Annotated in this window: 12 protein-coding genes; 10 read left to right on the forward strand and 2 right to left on the reverse strand. The window is 65.9% G+C overall.

All coding sequences use genetic code 11. The annotated features are described in order from the left end of the window. Positions 1-215: 215 nt before the first annotated feature. On the reverse strand, positions 216-1,649 hold the full coding sequence (locus ACS5PJ_RS22385; protein WP_439437040.1) for a PucR family transcriptional regulator: 1,434 nt from the start codon (positions 1,647-1,649) through the stop codon (positions 216-218). 155 nt (positions 1,650-1,804) lie between these two features. Here ACS5PJ_RS22385 and ACS5PJ_RS22390 point away from each other — a divergent pair, with 155 nt between their 5' ends. The 3 genes from ACS5PJ_RS22390 (at position 1,805) to ACS5PJ_RS22400 (ending at position 5,744) form a co-directional block, all read left to right on the forward strand. Then, complete coding sequence (locus tag ACS5PJ_RS22390) at positions 1,805-3,235, forward strand: gamma-aminobutyraldehyde dehydrogenase (RefSeq protein ID WP_439437041.1); 1,431 nt, start codon at positions 1,805-1,807, stop codon at positions 3,233-3,235. 32 nt (positions 3,236-3,267) lie between these two features. Then, complete coding sequence (gene gabT / locus ACS5PJ_RS22395) at positions 3,268-4,650, forward strand: 4-aminobutyrate--2-oxoglutarate transaminase (RefSeq protein ID WP_439437042.1); 1,383 nt, start codon at positions 3,268-3,270, stop codon at positions 4,648-4,650. A 98-nt stretch (positions 4,651-4,748) separates the two neighbouring features. Continuing rightward, positions 4,749-5,744, forward strand: coding sequence for an NAD(P)H-dependent flavin oxidoreductase (locus ACS5PJ_RS22400; RefSeq protein WP_439437043.1), 996 nt, complete (start codon positions 4,749-4,751; stop codon positions 5,742-5,744). Here the strand turns inward: ACS5PJ_RS22400 and rarD are convergent. Further along, complete coding sequence (rarD, locus tag ACS5PJ_RS22405) at positions 5,735-6,799, reverse strand: EamA family transporter RarD (protein WP_439437044.1); 1,065 nt, start codon at positions 6,797-6,799, stop codon at positions 5,735-5,737. The two genes, ACS5PJ_RS22400 and rarD, sit on opposite strands and share 10 nt — an antisense overlap. Positions 6,800-6,883: 84 nt before the next feature. Between rarD and ACS5PJ_RS22410 the strand changes: the two genes are divergently transcribed. From ACS5PJ_RS22410 to ACS5PJ_RS22440, 7 genes are all read left to right on the forward strand, one after another. Continuing rightward, the gene (locus tag ACS5PJ_RS22410; RefSeq protein ID WP_439437051.1) at positions 6,884-7,882 is read left to right on the forward strand and encodes a DNA topoisomerase IB; all 999 of its coding nucleotides are present in this window, start codon (positions 6,884-6,886) and stop codon (positions 7,880-7,882) included. Between the two features lie 112 nt (positions 7,883-7,994). Next, positions 7,995-9,428: an FAD-dependent oxidoreductase gene (locus ACS5PJ_RS22415; protein WP_439437045.1), complete on the forward strand. Its 1,434-nt coding sequence runs from the start codon at positions 7,995-7,997 to the stop codon at positions 9,426-9,428. 29 nt (positions 9,429-9,457) lie between these two features. Then, the gene (locus ACS5PJ_RS22420; RefSeq protein WP_439437046.1) at positions 9,458-10,858 is read left to right on the forward strand and encodes a GAF domain-containing protein; all 1,401 of its coding nucleotides are present in this window, start codon (positions 9,458-9,460) and stop codon (positions 10,856-10,858) included. Between the two features lie 131 nt (positions 10,859-10,989). Further along, positions 10,990-12,513 (forward strand): acetaldehyde dehydrogenase ExaC, encoded by a 1,524-nt coding sequence (exaC, locus tag ACS5PJ_RS22425; RefSeq protein ID WP_439437047.1) that lies wholly within the window; start codon positions 10,990-10,992, stop codon positions 12,511-12,513. A gap of 75 nt (positions 12,514-12,588) precedes the next feature. Then, positions 12,589-13,611 carry an alcohol dehydrogenase AdhP gene (gene adhP, locus ACS5PJ_RS22430; protein ID WP_439437048.1) on the forward strand — a complete coding sequence of 341 codons (1,023 nt, stop codon included), beginning with the start codon at positions 12,589-12,591 and terminating at the stop codon, positions 13,609-13,611. Beyond that, positions 13,611-14,018, forward strand: a complete 408-nt coding sequence (locus ACS5PJ_RS22435; protein ID WP_439437049.1) for a DUF779 domain-containing protein — start codon at positions 13,611-13,613, stop codon at positions 14,016-14,018. The genes adhP and ACS5PJ_RS22435 overlap by 1 nt, the downstream gene beginning before the upstream one ends. 175 nt (positions 14,019-14,193) lie before the next feature. After that, positions 14,194-15,744: an amino acid permease gene (locus ACS5PJ_RS22440; RefSeq protein ID WP_439437050.1), complete on the forward strand. Its 1,551-nt coding sequence runs from the start codon at positions 14,194-14,196 to the stop codon at positions 15,742-15,744. The last annotated feature ends 162 nt before the right edge of the window (positions 15,745-15,906 follow it).

Raw genomic sequence — 15,906 nt, forward strand, 5'->3', positions numbered from 1 at the left:
ACACCCCTTGCACCGGGGGCCAGTCACTTAATGAGTCACATCCACGAGGCTGAGCGGCCAAACACCACTCTGCCAGCCAGTCCCAGACCAGCCACCAAAATCCTCACAGTCACTTAACGCCCTCTCCGGGCCCGGTTTTGGGCGTTAAATGACCCCGCGTTGCTGTTTGGGAGTGTTGTAGGTGTGAGGGTTGCTGTTTGTGAGGGGTGCAGGGGTCAGGGCTGCCGGCCGCCGAGCCGGGCCACAGCAAGGGCCAGCCACAGCTGCACCCTGTCCGCCGTGACTGCGGGGTCGTAGCCGGTCAGCTCAGTGATCTGCGCCAGCCGGTACCGCACGGTGTTGCGGTGCAGGGTCAGGGCCTCGGCGACGGCGGCCACGGAGCCGTTGTTGTTCAGGTAACTTTCCAGCGTGTTCATCAGCTCCGCGCCATGGGCTGAATCGAAGGCGCGCAGCGGGTCCAGGGATTCGTGGGCCATGTCGGCCAGCGGGACGTCCTCGCTGGCCAGCAGCAGCGAAGTCAGGCTCAGCCGTTCGGGCTCGTTCACCGGCAGGCCGTGCCTGGCGGCGTCCCGTGCCTCGAAGTAGCTCCAGCGCAGGCCGTTCGGTTTGGTGTAGGCGCCGCCGATGCCGATCGTCGCGTGGATCCCGGCCTCGGCCAGGTGGTCGCTGAGTTTCCGGGCGAGCGCAGGCGCCCCGCCGCCGTCGTCGTTAATCACCACCACGAGGTCCTTCCCGACGACGGCGGCCACCGCGTTCTCCAGCGGCTGCGGCACCGAGGTGCTCACCAGTGCCTTGTGATGGGCGGCCGACACGGCCAGCAGGACCACGTTCTTCCGGGTGCTGTTGACCCCCACGCCCGCCAGCCGGCGCTGGGCTTCACTGGTTTCGAGGGAACCCTGGATGACGTCGCCGAGGACCTGGCCGCAGAGGGCACGCTGGGCCTGGCGTTGCTTGACCATGTTGTTCAGTTCCACGCTGATCAGGTTCTGGGCGTACCCGATGATGCCGGAATCCTCGAACGGGAGGCGGACCCAGAGGGTGCAGGCATCCCGGCGCCCCGTGGGAACCGGGTAGGAAGCCCACGCATCGGCGGTGGGGTGGCCCTTGGTGCTGTTGTACAGCAGTGCGGTGAACTGGGTGAGGGCAATGTCGGTCCGCAGCATGCCGCCGAGCTGTTTCAGCAGTTCGGCGAGGCCGCCGCCGGTGAGCAATGCCCTGGCCAGGATCTGGTGGCCCGCTATGAGGCGCTCCAGTTTGGCGAAGTGGTCGGCCGACTGGGCGTCCGCCACCAGTTTGCCGATGGCGATGAAAGGGGTTTCGTACGGGACTTCGACGATGGGCAGTCCCCACCGGTTGGCTTCGGCAAGCAGGGCCGGCGGGACGGCGTCGTGGGTCAGTCCGATCCCGAATCCGATGCCCACCGCGCCGGCGCGCTGGACCTGCCGGACGAACCGCCGCTGCTCGAACGCGGACCGCAGGCGCAAGCCGGTGGTGAGCACCAGTTCGCCGCCGTTGAGGAAGCGCTGCGGGTCCTCGAGTTCGGTCACCGCCACCCAGTTGATGTCGTGGTGCCAGGTGGTCTCGGCAAGGCCTGCCTTGGACAGGTGGAGGGAGTGCACACCCACCAGGGCAGCGAGGGAAATGGCCATCTGCACAGGATATCCGGCGCTGGCCAAACGCACTAAACAATTCAGTGGCGGGTGTGCAGGTGCCTATTCCTTGGGTGCGGGCACTGGCATAGGCTCGAAGCAGCCCCATGCATCCGCTTCGCAGCTGATGACCCTTAGGAAAGAGGTTGTACGCCGTGGTTCAGACCTTACAGAATTTCATCAACGGTGAGTTTGTCACCCCCGCGGGAACGGCCGTGCTGGACATCGTCAATCCCACCAACGGCGAGGTGGTGGCGAAGTCGCCTGTCTCCGTCCAGGCCGACGTCGATGCCGCCATGAACGCTGCCAAGGATGCCTTCAAAACCTGGAAGCACATCACCCCCGGCCAGCGTCAGCTGATGCTGCTCAAGCTCGCCGACGCCGTCGAAGCCCACAGTGACGAACTCGTCGAGGCCCAGCACCGCAACACCGGCCAGGTGCGCTCACTCATCGCCTCCGAGGAGGTGGCTGCCGGCGCCGACCAGCTCCGCTTCTTCGCCGGTGCCGCCCGCATCCTCGAAGGCAAGTCGGCCGGTGAATACTTCGAGGGCCACACCTCGTACGTGCGGCGTGAACCCATCGGTGTGGTGGCGCAGGTGGCGCCGTGGAACTACCCGTTCCTGATGGCCATCTGGAAGATCGGCCCAGCCTTGGCGGCCGGCAACACGGTGGTCCTCAAGCCCTCCGACACCACGCCGGAATCCACCTTGGTGCTCGCCCGCCTGGCCGGCGAAATCCTGCCGGCCGGCGTTCTGAACGTTGTGCTGGGAACCGGTGAAACCGGCGCCATGATGGTGGACCACAAAATTCCCGGCCTTGTCTCCATCACCGGTTCGGTCCGGGCCGGCATCGCCGTGGCATCCGGTGCCGCGAAGGGGCTCAAGCGCGCCCACCTGGAGCTCGGCGGCAAGGCCCCGGCCATCGTGTTCAAGGACGCTGACATCAAGAAGAGCGCCGCCGCGATCGCCGAGTTTGCGTTCTTCAACGCCGGCCAGGACTGCACCGCCATCACCCGCGTGCTGGTGGAGGACTCAGTGCACGACGACGTAGTTGCCGCCATGGTGGAACACACCAGGACCCTGCACACCGGTTCACAGAACGACGCCGAGAACTACTTCGGCCCGCTGAACAACGTGAACCACTTCAACGCCGTGACCTCTGTGGTGGAGCACCTTCCGGAGAACTGCCACATCGTCACGGGCGGGCACCGGGCGGGGGAGAAGGGCTTCTTCTTCGAACCCACCATTGTCACCGGCGCCAAGCAGACGGACGACATCGTGCAGAAGGAAACGTTCGGCCCGGTCATCACCGTGCAGAAGTTCGCCTCCGAAGCCGAAGCGCTCGAACTGGCGAACGACGTCGACTACGCCCTGGCCTCCAGCGTCTGGACCTCGGACCACGGCACGGCAATGCGGATGAGCCGCGACCTGGACTTCGGCGCCGTCTGGATCAACACCCACATCCTGCTCACCGCCGAAATGCCCCACGGCGGTTTCAAGCAGTCCGGCTACGGCAAGGACCTCTCCATGTACGGCGTGGAGGACTACACCCGGATCAAGCACGTCATGTCTGCGCTCGACGCGTAAACCCCACACACCCAGCCAAGAAAGAGCCCGCCATGACCACCACCGCAAGCGAAATCACCTACCGGCTGGAGCAGAAGCGCCGCGTCCAGGCCGACTTCCCGGGGCCCAAGTCCATCGCCCTGACCGAACGACGCAAGGCAGTTGTCGCAGCCGGCGTCGCCTCCAGTGTCCCGGTCTACGTTGCCGACGCCGACGGCGGCATCATCCACGACGTCGACGGCAACTCCTTCATCGACCTCGGCTCGGGCATCGCGGTGACCAGCGTGGGCGCGTCCGATCCCGCCGTCGTCGGGGCCGTCAAGGAAGCGGTGGAGCACTTCACCCACACCTGCTTCATGATCACGCCGTACGAAAGCTATGTTGCCCTCGCCGAGCAGCTCAACCGCCTGACCCCGGGCACTCACGAGAAGCGCACCGTGCTGTTCAACTCCGGCGCCGAGGCCGTGGAGAACGCCATCAAGGTGGCCCGCCTGGCAACCGGCCGGGACGCCGTCGTCGCCTTCGACCACGCCTATCACGGCCGCACCAACCTGACCATGGCACTCACCGCCAAGGCCATGCCCTACAAGGCGGGTCCCGCCGGCAGCTTCGGCCCGTTCGCGCCCGAGGTCTACCGCGCGCCCATGAGCTACCCGTACCGCGAGGAAAACCCCTCGATCACCGGCGCGGAGGCCGCCAGGCGCGCCATCACCATGATCGAAAAGCAGATCGGCGGCGAATCCGTTGCCGCCATCGTCATCGAACCGATCCAGGGAGAAGGCGGCTTCATCGTCCCCGCCGAAGGCTTCCTGCCGGCACTGGCCGACTGGGCCAAGGAGAAGGGCATCGTCTTCATCGCCGACGAGGTCCAGACCGGCTTCTGCCGCACCGGCGAGTGGTTCGCCGTCAACCACGAAGGCGTGGTCCCGGACATCATCGCCATGGCCAAGGGGATCGCCGGCGGCATGCCGCTGTCCGCGATTACCGGCCGGGCCGACCTGCTCGACGCCGTCCACCCGGGCGGCCTGGGCGGCACCTACGGCGGCAATCCGGTGGCCTGCGCCGCCGCCCTTGCCGCGATCGGGTCCATGGAGGAGTACCACCTTGCCGGCCGCGCCCGCCACATCGAGGAACTGGCCACCGGCCGGCTCCGGGAACTCCAGGCCAAACTCGCAGGTTCCGGTACAGGCGTCATTGGCGACATCCGCGGCCGCGGCGCCATGCTGGCCATCGAACTGGTCCACGCCGGCACCAAGGAACCCGACCCGGAACTGACCAAGAATGTCGTTGCCGCCTGCCTCAACGAGGGCGTCATCATCCTCACGTGCGGCACATACGGGAACGTCATCCGCCTGCTGCCCCCGCTGGTGATGACCGACGAGCTGCTCAACGACGGCCTGGACGTTCTGGCCCACGCCATCAAGGCGAACGCCTAGAAACCGGCCGCCTGCACCCGGCGACGTCCCTCGGACAGATTGACGTCGCCGGGCGTAAAATCGGACTCAGCAAAGCTCCTCCCTCGGACAGGAATGAGATGCTGCGGACACCTTTTTGCGAACTCCTCGGCGTGGAATTCCCCATTGTCCAGGCGGGCATGGGTCCTTTTGGCAGTGGCTCCGAACTGGCAGCGGCGGTGTCCAACGCCGGCGCCCTCGGTACCCTGGGCGGAGCCGTCCGTTCCGCCGAAGACCTCCGGCAGCAACTGGCTCTCCTGCGCTCCATGACCGACCGTCCGTTCGCGGTCAATTTCACCCAGCCCTGGCTGCAACAGCATCCGGAGTCGTTCGAGATCGCCCTTGAGCTGCATTCACCAGTTATTTCCCTCGCACTGGGTGAACCAGGGGATCTGCCGGCGCGCGCACATGCGGGCGATGCCCTCTTCATTCAGCAGGTGCATACCGTCGAACAGGCGATTCTGGCCGCTGACAGCGGGGTGGACGTGATCATCGCCCAAGGATCCGAGGCCGGCGGGTTCGGCGGCAGGATTTCGACACTGGCGCTTGTCCCCCAGGTGGTGGACGCAGTGGGTCCGCTTCCGGTGCTGGCTGCCGGCGGCATCGCCGACGGCAGGGGTCTGGCCGCCGCGCTGGTCCTTGGCGCGCAGGGAGCGAACATTGGTACGCGGTTTGTCGCCGCGGAAGAGGCCTCGGTCAGCGACACATGGAAACGCGCCATTGTGGCTGCCGCCTCTCAGGACGCCGTGAAAGTGGAGGTGTGGGATGACATCTTCGACAAGCCCGGCAACGGCGCCTTCGATGTTGTTCCGCGGGCCCTTGAAACGTCTTTTGTTGAGCACTGGCAAGGGCAGCGCTCAGTTGCCGCTGCTGAGCGTTCGCGTCTCCAGGGAGAAATCATGGCGGCCATCCAGCAGCAGAACATGGAGCGCTTCGTGCCCTTTACGGGGCAGTCCGCCGGTCTCATTGCTGACATCAGGCCGGCCCGGGACATCGTTCGAAGCCTCGTCGAGGAGGCCAGGGCAGCGCTGAAGGGGACCTCCCGCCTTGATGACGAAAAACCGCGTTATGAGTGAGGGGCAGTCTGCGCCCGCTTCTTCGCCACAGAATTCCTGCGTGTCGCGCGGAGCATGTCCACGGTGAGCACCAGCAGCGCCAGCCACACCACGCCGAAGCCGATCCAGCGCTCCGTGGTCATGGCTTCCCGGAAAACCACCAGCGCCACGATGAACTGCAGCACCGGGGCAACGTACTGCAACAGCCCGATGGTGGTCAGGGGCAGCCGCCGCGCGGAGGCGCCGAAGAACAGCAGGGGCACTGCGGTCAGCACACCCGAGGCCAGAAGCAGCCAGAAGTGCCCCGCGCCCTGGCTGGTCAGCGTGGCGGCGCCGCTCATGCCAAGGAACACCATGGTTGCCGCTGCGACGGGAGCGAGCACCATCGTCTCCACGCTGAGGCTGGTCACCGCGTCCACCTTTGGCCCCACGCGGTTCTTCACGAACCCGTACAGCCCGAAGCTGACGGCCAGCGTCAGTGCGATCCATGGCAGTTTGCCGTAGCTGACGGTGAGCACGCCCACGGCAATAAAGCCGATGCCGACGGCGGCCCACTGGAGCGGACGCAATCTCTCCTTCAGGATGAACACGCCCAGGAGGACGGACACCAGGGGATTGATGAAGTAGCCCAGTGACGCTTCGACGGCCTGCCCGGTGGTCACGCTGTACGTGTAGGTCAGCCAGTTGACGGCGATGAGGACGGCGGCCAGCGCCAGGGTCCAGAACACCGACCGGTCACGGAACGCCGTGGCCAGGGCAGGCCAGGACCGGGTGACAGTAATCAGGAGAACGCAGAAGACCAGAGACCACACCACGCGGTTGGCCACGATCTCCACAGGCCCGGCCGGCATCAGCGCGAAGAAGTACAGCGGGAGCAGTCCCCACAGGCCGTAGGCCCCGAAGCCGAAGGCGATTCCCGCCGTCGTCTCTTTGTCAACGGATTTCAGTCCGGGGGCCTTGGCCCCGGGTGCCTTGGTTCCCGCTTTCCTGGCCGGGCCGGCCTCACTGGCCCCACCCGTCGGTACGGTGGTCTTAGTCGGGGAGCTGGCTTCGCGGGGAGTAGGCACGCTTCCCATAACATCATGCTCTGGGGGCCTATTCCGCCAGATAGTCAGTAGGCTTGCTTTCATGACATGTCTGACCCTGCAGAAGGCCGCACCATGAGGCTGCGGCGCAGCAACGCCTCCGGCCGGGGCTACCGCCGCGTGGCCGCCGGAAAGGGCTTCAGCTACCGGGACCTGGACGGTTCCACACTGCCGCCGGGCCCCATCCGGGAGCGGCTCGAGGCCATCGGAATTCCGCCGGCCTGGACGGACGTCTGGATTGCCCCGTTCGAAAACGGACACATCCAGGCCACGGGGCTGGACGCCGTCGGCCGGCGGCAGTACATCTACCATCCGGAATGGCGTGAACGGAAGGACCGGCTGAAGTTCGACAGGTCCCTCCAGCTGGCAGAATCCCTTCCTGCCGCCCGCCGGAAGGTCACCATGGACCTGCGCAGCGAGGGTTTCCCGCGCGAGCGGGTCCTCGCGGCAGCGTTCCGGATGCTGGACAGCGGGTCGCTGCGGGTGGGGTCCGAGCGGTACACCAACGAGAACGGCAGCCATGGACTGGCCACCCTCCTGTGCGCCCACGTCCAGGTGCGCAAGGACAGCATCCTGCTGAGGTTCCCCGCCAAGAGCGGCAAGGACTGGGAATCGGAAATCCGCGACGCCGATCTCGCCGCCCTGGTGCGCGGGCTCAAACGGAGGGGTGGCAATGCCAGGCTCCTGGCGTACAAGGAGGGCAGATCCTGGCGGCCGGTCACCAGCGCAGACATCAATGCGTACGTGAAGGAGCGGACCGGCTCGGACTTCACCGCGAAGGACTTCCGCACCCTGCACGGCACTGTCTCCGCCGCCGCCAGCCTGGCCCGCACCGGCACGCAGAGAACCACAGCCAAACGGAAAAGAGCCATCAGCCAGGCCATGCAGGACGCTTCCGAGGTGCTGGGGAACACTCCCACCATCGCCCGCAAAAGCTACGTGGATCCCCGCGTGCTGGACCACTTCGCCGCGGGGGAAACCATCGACCCCAGGAGGGTGGACTCCGCCGAATCCGAACTCAGGGCACTTCTGTACCGCGAAGGTGATGTTGTCCCGCTTGAGAAAAGCGGCTGAGGCCCGCGTCACAGCTCGCCCCGGAGGGCCTGCCGACAATTAGAATGGGACACTGTGCGCAACCCGCACTGTGCGCTCCCCGGCGCAACCTCCCCACGATGAAGGGCTCCCGGTGTCCAACCCAGGCGAAACCACCTCCCAGCGTCCGCTCCGTGTTGCCATTGTGGGTGCGGGTCCGGCGGGAGTTTATGCGGCGGACATCCTCACCAAGTCCAACGGTGTCAAGGACGGCGACTTCGAGGTCAGCATCGACCTTTTCGAGGCCTACCCGGCGCCGTACGGCCTGATCCGCTACGGTGTTGCCCCGGACCACCCGCGCATCAAGGGCATCGTCAACGCCCTGCACAAGGTCCTGGACCGCGGCGACATCCGCTTCCTGGGCAACGTCACCTACGGCAGAGACCTGACCCTGCACGATTTCCGCGCCTTCTACGACGCCGTGATTTTCTCCACCGGCGCCATCAAGGACGCGGACCTGCCCATTCCCGGCATCGATCTTGAGGGCTCGTACGGCGGCGCGGACTTCGTCTCCTGGTACGACGGCCACCCGGACGTGCCGCGCGAATGGCCGCTCGATGCCAAGGAAATCGCGGTGATCGGCAACGGCAACGTGGCCCTCGACGTCGCCCGCATGCTGGTCAAACACCCCGAAGAGCTCCTGTCCACCGAGATCCCGGACAACGTCTACCAGGGCCTGAAGGGTTCCCCGGTCACGGACGTCCACGTCTTCGGCCGCAGGGGCCCCGCGCAGGTGAAGTTCACGCCCCTGGAGCTGCGGGAACTGAGCCACATGAATGACGTGGACATCGTCCTCTACCCGGAGGACTTCGAGTTCGACGAAGCCTCCGATGACGCCATCCGCAGCAACAACCAGATCAAGACCATGGTGAACACCCTCACCAACTGGCTGGTGGAGGAGCATGCCGAGTCCGAGCAGCCGTCCTCCCGCCGCCTCCACCTCCACTTCCTGCACAGTCCGGTGGAGATCTACGACGACGGCGGGTCGGGCCGGGTGGCCGGCATCAAGTTTGAGCGCATGGAGCTGGACGGCACCGGCAACGTCAAGGGGACAGGCGAGTTCGTGGACTACCCCGTCCAGGCCGTGTACCGCGCCATCGGCTACCACGGTTCACCGCTGGACGAGCTGGAATACGATGCCAAACGCGGCGTCATCCCCAACGAAGGCGGCCGCGTCCTGGACGCCGGCGGCAATCCTGTTCCCGGCATCTATGCCACGGGCTGGATCAAACGCGGACCCGTGGGCCTGATCGGCCACACCAAGGGCGACGCCCTGGAGACCATCGGATTCCTGCTCGAGGACCGGCTGCAGTTGCCGCCCGCGGAAAACCCCGATCCGCAGGCCATCATCCACCTCCTGGAGGAACGCGGCATCGAATACACCACGTGGGAAGGCTGGATCAAGCTCGACGCCCATGAGGCAGCACTCGGTGCCGAATGGGTGGCGCAGGACGCCGAGGAATCCGTGGTCCGGGAACGCATCAAGGTTGTGCCCCGCGAGGACATGATCAGGATTTCCCGGGGCTAAACTTTTAGGCAGTACACAGTGGGAGTTCGATGAGGAACCTGATCCACCCCGCAGCCCCCGGCGACGACACCGCAGGGCGGCTCCAACGCGGTGCCCTGGCCGGCCACGAGCAGCTGGACGGCGGCCTGCTGTTCCCGGCCGCCCAGGAGATCCCCGGCCTGCGGAAACTGATCAGGGAATCCTGGCAACGGTCTGCCAGCCTCAAGGCCAACCCGGACAACCCCGAAGCCCCTCTGGCCATGGATGCGGACGAGCTCGAGGAATACCGCCGGCAGCACCCGCTCGCCAGCATCATGCCCGTAATCCACAAACTCCTGGTCCAGCCCAGCCACGACAGCGGGCTGCTCGTGGCTGTGGGCGACGAGGTGGGTCGGCTGCTCTGGGTGGAAGGTGACCCCGGCATGCAGCGCCGCGCGGAAGGCATGATGTTCGTCCCCGGCGCCGACTGGTCCGAGGCCACCGTCGGCACCAGCGCCCCAGGAACCGCCCTGGCCCTGGGCCGGGGCATCCAGATTTCCGGGGCGGAGCACTACCAGCGCTCCGTGCACCCGTGGAGCTGCACCGCAGTGCCGTTCCATGACCCGGATTCCGGCGCGCTGCTGGGCGTTGTGGACATTACGGGAACGGCCGCCGCAGTGGCACCCCACACCCTCTCGCTCGTCGAAGCCACCGTTGCCGCCGCGCAGGCACAGCTCCGCGTTGAACGGCTCCAGCTCGCGGCCACACTCGCCAGCCGGCCCGCACGACGCCGGAACACCGGTACCGCTGCGGGTTCCGGTTCTGCGCGCGCCGGTTCTGCCCGGGCCGGCTCGGGTGCGAAGGAGGGCAGCCTCTACCGCAACAGCCTTCAGCTCCTTGGCCGTGACCAGGCCCTGCTCAGCATCGAAGGCAAAACCGTGGCCCTCTCCGCCCGGCACAGCGAAATCCTGGCCCTGCTCAGCGCCCACCACGACGGCCTGAGCGCCGAGGAGCTGTGCGTCCTCCTCTACCCGGGCGACGGCTCCACCATGACCCTCCGCGCCGAAATGGTCAGGCTCCGCAAGGTCCTCCAGCAGCTCAACCCTGCCGCCGTCCCCGAATCCCGGCCGTACAAACTCGCCATGGACCTGGTCCCGGACAGCGGCCAGGTGCTCAGCTGCCTGCAGCGCGGCGCCCACCGCATCGCCCTTGAAATCTACCGCGGCGCACTGCTGCCCAAGTCCGAGGCGCCCGGCGTCATCGACCTCCGCGAGCGTGTGGCATCGCTCATGCGGGAGGCTGTCCTCACGGACGGCAGCGCCGAGACGCTGCTCAAGTATGCGGAGCTCCCGGAGGCAAGGGACGACGTCGGGGTGCGGCTTGCCGCCCTCAAACTCCTGCCGCCGCGCTCACCCAAGCGGGCCGCCGTCGTCGCCGATCTTGAACGGCTGGAAGCCGAACTGAGCGCCTAAAACGAATCAGTTGCACGCCAGTGAGCTGGCTCACATGCCTGCAACCTGACTGCAACCTTTGCCCTCCTACGCTGAATCCAACGGCGGCCGCAGCATCAGGCGCCGCCTCATGCACAGCAAAGGAGCTAGCAATGACTGTTTACGCCCAGCCCGGTACCGAGGGTTCGAAGGTCACGTTCAAGGACCGCTATGAGAACTACATCGGCGGCGAATGGGTTGCCCCGGTCAAGGGGCAGTACTTCGAGAACATCACCCCCGTCACCGGCAAGGCCTTCTGCGAAGTGGCCCGGGGAACCGCAGAGGACATCGAACTGGCGCTGGACGCGGCGCACAAGGTTGCACCGTCCTGGGGCAAGACCTCAGTGGCCGAGCGCGCAGCGGTCCTGAACAGGATCGCGGACCGGATCGACGAAAACCTGGAGATGCTGGCCGTCGCCGAATCCTGGGACAACGGCAAACCCATCCGCGAGACCCTCAACGCGGACATGCCGCTCGCCGCGGACCACTTCCGCTACTTCGCCTCCGCCGTCCGCGCCCAGGAAGGCCGGCTGTCGCAGCTCGACGACGACACCACCGCCTACCACTACCACGAGCCGCTGGGCGTCGTCGGCCAGATCATCCCCTGGAACTTCCCCATCCTGATGGCCGTCTGGAAGCTCGCCCCGGCGCTCGCAGCCGGCAACGCCGTGGTCCTCAAGCCCGCCGAGCAGACGCCGTCGTCCATCCTGGTCCTGATGGAGCTCATCGGTGACCTGCTCCCCGCAGGCGTCCTGAACGTGGTCAACGGCTTCGGCGTCGAGGCTGGCAAGCCCCTCGCATCCAGCCCGCGGATCCGCAAGATCGCCTTCACCGGCGAAACCACCACCGGCCGGCTGATCAGCCAGTATGCCAGCCAGAACCTGATCCCGGTCACCCTGGAACTGGGCGGCAAGAGCCCCAACATCTTCTTCAACGATGTTGCCGAGTCCGACGACGCCTTCTACGACAAAGCACAGGAAGGCTTCGCACTCTTCGCGTTCAACCAGGGCGAGGTCTGCACCTGCCCGTCCCGCGCGCTGGTCCAGGAGGACATCTACGAGTCCTTCATGGCCGACGCCGTGGCCCGGGTGGAAAAGATGATCCAGGGCAACCCGCTGGACACCGAAACCCAGGTGGGTGCCCAGGCCTCCAACGACCAGCTGGAAAAAATCCTCTCCTACATCGACATCGGAAAGCAGGAGGGCGCCAAGCTGCTCACCGGCGGCGCCCGCGCCGAGCTGCCCGGCGACCTGGCCGGCGGCTACTACGTCCAGCCCACCATCTTCGAGGGCCACAACAAGATGCGGATCTTCCAGGAGGAGATCTTCGGCCCCGTGGTGTCGGTGACCAGGTTCAGCGACTACAACGACGCCATGGGGATCGCCAACGACACCCTCTACGGCCTCGGCGCCGGTGTCTGGTCCCGCAACGGCAACGTGGCCTACCGCGCAGGCCGCGAGATCCAGGCCGGCCGCGTCTGGGTCAACAACTACCACGCCTACCCGGCCGGTGCCGCGTTCGGCGGCTACAAGTCCTCAGGCATCGGACGTGAGAACCACTCCATGATGCTGGACCACTACCAGCAGACCAAGAACCTGCTGGTCAGCTATAACGAAAACAAGCTCGGCTTCTTCTAGGCCCGGCTGGGGGCGGGCGGTCCCAGGGCCGCCCCCACCCCTGTTTACCACTACAACAACGCAAGGATTTCGCCAATGACGACGACAATGCAGGCAGCAGTAGTAACCGAATTCGGCAAGGACCTCCAGATCCAGGAACTCGCCATCCCCACCCCGGGGCCGGGGGAGGCGCTGGTCAAGGTCATCACCACCGGCGTCTGCCACACCGACCTCCACGCGGCGGAGGGTGACTGGCCCGTGAAGCCGTCGCCGCCCTTCATTCCCGGCCACGAGGGAGTGGGTGAAGTGGTGGCCCTCGGCGAGGGCGTCACTGACCTCGCCGTCGGCGATCTGGTGGGCAACGCCTGGCTCTGGTCCGCGTGCGGCGACTGCCAGTACTGCCGCACCGGATGGGAAACGCTTTGCGAGGTGCAGAAGAACGCCGGCTACAGCGTCGACGGTTCCTTCGGCGAATACATGCTGGTGGATTCCCGGTTTGCCGCCAGGATCCCGGCGGGCTCCGACCCGGTGGAGATCGCCCCGGTGCTGTGCGCCGGCGTTACGGTCTACAAGGGCCTGAAAATGACCGAGGCCAAGCCGGGCCAGTGGGTCACCATCTCCGGCATCGGCGGGCTGGGGCACATCGCGGTGCAGTACGCGGTGGCGATGGGCCTGCGGGTCGCCGCCGTGGACATTGCCGACGACAAACTGGCCCTTGCCAAAGCCCACGGGGCCGAGTTGACGGTCAACGCCCTGCACGAAGATCCAGCAGAAGTCATCCAGCGCGAAACCGGAGGTTGCCATGGCGTCCTGGTCACAGCAGTGCACCCGTCAGCCTTCGGACAGGCCATCGGCATGGCACGCCGGGGCGGGACGATTGTGTTCAACGGCCTGCCGCCGGGCGACTTTCCGGCGCCCATCTTCGAGATTGTGCTCAAGGGCCTGACAGTCCGCGGCTCCATCGTGGGCACCCGGCAGGACCTTGAGGAAGCCCTGGACTTCTACGCCCAGGGCAAGATCCACCCCACGGTCTCGGTCCGCGGGCTCGGCGAGGTCAACGCCGTCCTGGACGAGATGAAGCACGCCAAGATCGACGGCCGCGTGGTGCTGAGGTTCTGATGCCCCAGCAAAGGCTCGACGCCGCAGTGACGCTGCCCGGGGAGAACTTCTCCCGGGTGGCGCTCACCGCGGAGGCCGTTGAACTGCTGCGGAAACTGTGGCTTCAGCACGGTCCGCTGATGTTCCACCAGTCCGGCGGCTGCTGCGACGGGTCCTCGCCGATGTGCTACCCCGCCGGGGAGTTCATCACCGGGGACTCGGACGTCCTGCTGGGACTGTTCGACATCTCGGACGGGATCGAGCCGCAGCCGCTGGAGTTCTGGATGTCCCGTGAGCAGTTCAACTACTGGAGCCACACGCACCTGGCGGTGGACGTGGTTACCGGGCGGGGGAGTGGGTTTTCGGTCGAGGCGCCCGAAGGCAAACGCTTCCTCATCAGGTCCACGCTGATGGACTGGCCCGTCTAGCCGGTTCGACGCTTTGGCCTTGGGGCCCTCCGAAAGGAGGGCCCCAAGGTTTATTACCGCAATTAACTTCGGCAACCTGCCCATCTCACCATGCGGAACAATTGGGACCGTCCAGTAGATGGACCGTAAAGTCGATAAGTCTGTTTCCAACACAATCAGGATTGTGGAACTACTTATGAACCTTCTCCGGACCAAATCCATCGAGCAGTCCATGGCCGACGCCGATGAGCCCGGACGCAAGCTCAAGCGTTCGCTCAGCACCTGGGACCTGATGATCATGGGCGTTGCCGTTGCTGTCGGCGCAGGTATCTTCTCGGTCGGCGCCAAGGCTGCGGCCAACTTTTCCGGCCCCGCCGTCACCGTCTCCTTTGCGGTTGCCGCCGTCACCTGCGCCCTGGCCATCATGTGCTACGCCGAATTCGCCACCGCCATCCCGGTCGCCGGCTCCGCCTACGTCTTCACCTACGCCACCATGGGCGAGCTCCTCGCCTGGATCATCGGCTGGAACCTCATCCTGGAACTGTTCACCGCAGCGGCAGTGATCGCCAAGTACTGGGGCATCTACCTCAGCAAGGTGTTCGCGCTGATGGGAGCGGACATCCCGCCGGCGCTGTCCATCGGCGGCGTGGACCTCTACTGGGGCGCCTTCCTGATCGTTGCAGTCTTCACCGTGCTCCTGGTGCTCGGCACCAAACTCTCCGCCCGCGTCGGAAACATCTTCACGCTGGTCAAGATCGCCGTCGTCCTGTTCGTCATCGTGGTGGGCTTCACCTACGTGAAATTCGAGAACTACAGCCCGTTCATCCCCACAGCTGTTCCCACCGCCGGTGGCAGCGCGGATGTCCTTAAGCAGTCGTTCTTCGGCTTCCTCACCGGTGCCGCGCCCGCACAGTACGGCACCCTGGGCATCTTCGCCGGCGCTGCCCTGGTCTTCTTCGCCTTCATCGGCTTCGACGTCGTGGCCACCTCCGCTGAGGAAGTCAAGAACCCGCAGAAGACCCTGCCGCGCGGCATCTTCGGCGGCCTCGCCGTGGTGACGGTGCTCTACATCCTGGTGTCCCTCGCGCTCACCGGAATGGTGTCCTACACGGACCTCGCGGCAGCGGAGAACCCCACCCTCACCACAGCCTTCGAGGCCGTGGGCAACACCACTGCGGCCAAGGTCATCGCCTTCGGCTCCCTGGTTGGCCTCACCACCGTGATCATGGTGCTCCTGATGGGCCTGTCCCGCGTGGTGCTGGCCATGAGCCGCGACGGCCTGCTGCCGCGTGCCCTGTCCAAGACCAGTGAGAAGCGTTCGACGCCGGTCCGCCTCCAGATCCTCTGCGGTGCGCTGGTTGCACTGGTGGCCGGGCTCACCAATGTGGATCTGCTGGAAGAAATGATCAACATCGGCACGCTCTCGGCGTTTGTCGTGGTGAGCCTGGGCATCCTGGTGCTCCGTAAGAAGCGTCCGGACCTGAAGCCCTCCTTCCGGGTACCTTTCGGCAAGGTCCTCCCTGTCGTTTCGGCAGTGCTCTGCTTGTACCTCATGACCAACCTCGCGGTAGAGACGTGGATTTTCTTCGCCGGCTGGCTCGTCATCGGCATCGTGATCTACTTCGCCTACGGCCAGCGGCATTCACGCCTCAACGAAAAGTTTGCCGCGGCGAATGAAGCAGTGAACGCCCCCGCCGCGGACGCTGCGCCAGAAGCCGCCGACGACGACGAGCTCACCCGGGTCTGACACCTTGCAGACCCCTGCTGCCTGAGCCGCTGCCTTGAATGGAACCGCCCGCCGACCACCGTCGGCGGGCGGTTTTTTGTCACCGGCCTGGAGCGCCACCCTAATGCACCGCGGGGTCACTCCGCGCCCGATCCTTCCCCGGAATCGGGCGCGGAGTGACCC

This window comes from Pseudarthrobacter cremeus, assembly GCF_051857465.1.
Taxonomy (GTDB): Bacteria; Actinomycetota; Actinomycetes; order Actinomycetales; family Micrococcaceae; genus Arthrobacter.